Source organism: Flavobacterium sp. (genome assembly GCF_043779715.1).
In the GTDB taxonomy this organism is placed as follows: Bacteria; Bacteroidota; Bacteroidia; order Flavobacteriales; family Flavobacteriaceae; genus Flavobacterium.
In genome coordinates this window covers 1-2,132 of sequence record NZ_JAYWDT010000035.1, presented here as the reverse complement: position 1 = coordinate 2,132, position 2,132 = coordinate 1, and the positions used below count along the sequence as shown (strand labels likewise).

General features: G+C 31.0%; 2 protein-coding genes and 2 pseudogenes. 1 reads left to right on the top strand and 3 read right to left on the bottom strand.

The annotated features are described in order from the left end of the window. From ACH2BG_RS01510 to ACH2BG_RS01500, 3 genes and pseudogenes are all read right to left on the bottom strand, one after another. Nucleotides 1-340: pseudogene (locus ACH2BG_RS01510) on the bottom strand (hypothetical protein); the annotation flags it as partial. A gap of 50 nt (nt 341-390) precedes the next feature. Continuing rightward, on the bottom strand, nt 391-1,392 hold the full coding sequence (locus ACH2BG_RS01505; RefSeq protein ID WP_395045967.1) for a glycosyltransferase family 2 protein: 1,002 nt from the start codon (nt 1,390-1,392) through the stop codon (nt 391-393). A gap of 12 nt (nt 1,393-1,404) precedes the next feature. Further along, entirely contained in the window at nt 1,405-1,854 is a 450-nt protein-coding gene (locus ACH2BG_RS01500; RefSeq protein WP_395045966.1) for a type I restriction enzyme HsdR N-terminal domain-containing protein, read from the bottom strand. 99 nt (nt 1,855-1,953) lie between these two features. Between ACH2BG_RS01500 and ACH2BG_RS01495 the strand changes: the two are divergent. Continuing rightward, nucleotides 1,954-2,132, top strand: a pseudogene (locus tag ACH2BG_RS01495) (DNA polymerase III subunit delta); the annotation flags it as partial.

Sequence of the window (2,132 nt, the reverse complement as noted above, 5' to 3'; positions counted from 1 at the left end):
TTACACTATCTTTTTTAGTTAAAGCATCCTGCATTCTGCTGATTTTTAAATCTTTCTCTTTGATAGATTCTAATGCTTTTTCAATATTTTCAGCACCTTTTGTAGATAAGATCGTCATATCTTTAGAAGTGCTTATCAATCCTTGGTTTTGTTCTTTTAACAAAGACGCTGTTGCTGAAAGCGCTGCTTTTTCCTCTAAACAAGCATTTAATTTTACGGTAGCTGTGTTTAATAAGTCCTGAGTCTCTTTATTTCTTGCTTCTAATTCAGTATATTTCTTTTTAGAAACACACGAAGACAATAGCGCTAAAACGGATAAGGCAATTACTATTTTTTTCATAAATGGTATTGATTTAATTAAATGTTAAAAACAAATTTACTTTTTTATATTTATTTTGTTCTAAATAAATCGTTAAAAACAACGACTTTCCTAATAAAATAGATGAAAACGATACTTTTTATGCAATAGTATTTTTGTTCTTGAAATTTAGTTCTTTTTTTATAGTGAACTAAAAAAAGTTTGTAAAACGAAAAATGAGCTTTTAATATTGCTACAAAATGTTTGAATTTTCCAGTCGCAAGAAATTGTATTCCTGCAATTCCATCTAGAACCATTCTGCCTAAAAGAATTGGATATAATTTATTTTCAGGAAGATTTTTTGTCAACATCAATAAGGAGTTTCTGAAATTCAAAAATGTTTTTTTTGGATTTCCTTGCTGCAAAGTTGCTCCACCTACATGATACACTACTGATTCTGAAATGTATTTTATTTTATACCCTTTATTTAATGCGCGCCAACACAAATCAATTTCTTCCTGATGTGCAAAAAATTCGTCATCAAAGCCTTTTAATTCATTAAAAACACTACTTCTAATAAAAAAACATGCGCCACTTGCCCAAAAAATCTCTATATTGTCATTGTACTGGCCAAGGTCCTTTTCGATAGTGTCAAATATACGACCACGACAATACGGATACCCAAATTGATCTATAAAACCACCTGCAGCGCCTGCGTATTCAAAATATTTTTTGTTTTTAAAATCCAATATTTTAGGCTGAATTATAGCCGTACTGGGTTCGTTAAAAAAAGTTGTTAGTATGGGTTGCAACCAATTCTCTGTCACTTCAATATCAGAGTTTACCAAAGCATATAGTTCTGCATCGACTTGTTTTAATGCTTCGTTGTAACCGCTTGCAAAGCCCAGATTGCCTTTGTTTTCAATAATCCTAACGGATGGGAAATGTGCTTTAACATAAGCAATAGAAGTATCTGTTGAGGCATTATCCGCAACATAAATAACTGCATCTGGGGAATTTTTTACAACAGAAGGTAAAAATTGTTCTAGCAATAAAACTCCATTCCAATTCAGTATAACTACAGCTATTTTCATAACAATTTTTGATTATTCTATTTTATACGTTGGCAATTCATGTAGGAATTGATATTTTTCATTTTCAAAATCCATTTGGCAAAAGTAGTGATTCAAACCATTGGTTACCATCAAATATTGAGCATTCATCGTCATATTATAACGAGCAATTTGGTCAAAAGTAGCTTGTGCAATTTTTACTTCGGGCGCTTTGCATTCGATTAGAATAAAAATGGAACCATCAGAATTGAAAACCACGACATCGTACCTTTTGCGCAAGCCATTGACTTTTAAAACCTTCTCTACGTTAATCAATGATTTTGGGTATTTCTTTTCTTCCAATAAAAATTGGACAACATGTTGACGAACCCATTCCTCTGGAGTAAGAATGATAAATTTTTTCCTGATTTCATCAAAAATGGAGACTTTATTTTCGCTATTTTTGAATCGAAAAGTATAGGAAGAAAAATTTAATTGCTGCATAAAGCAAAAATATAAAATAGTTTGAAGTTTCAGGTTTAAAGTTTCAAGTTTTAGAACTTAGAGACAGAGCGCTGCAACTAAATACTGAACATTTGAAAAATGGACGAGGTCTTAAAAATTGTAAATGACATTAAAAACGGGAACATCAAACCAATTTATTTTTTGATGGGCGAAGAACCGTATTATATCGATAAATTATCTGATTTTATTGAAGAAAAAGTTTTGACCGAAGAAGAAAAAGGTTTTAATCAAACTGTTTTATACGGCAGAGACGTTTC

Coding starts and splice junctions, on each gene's coding strand:
- ACH2BG_RS01505 (WP_395045967.1), bottom strand. CDS start 1,392: ATGAAAATAGCTGTAGTTATACTGAATTGGAATGGAGTTTTATTGCTA.
- ACH2BG_RS01500 (WP_395045966.1), bottom strand. CDS start 1,854: ATGCAGCAATTAAATTTTTCTTCCTATACTTTTCGATTCAAAAATAGC.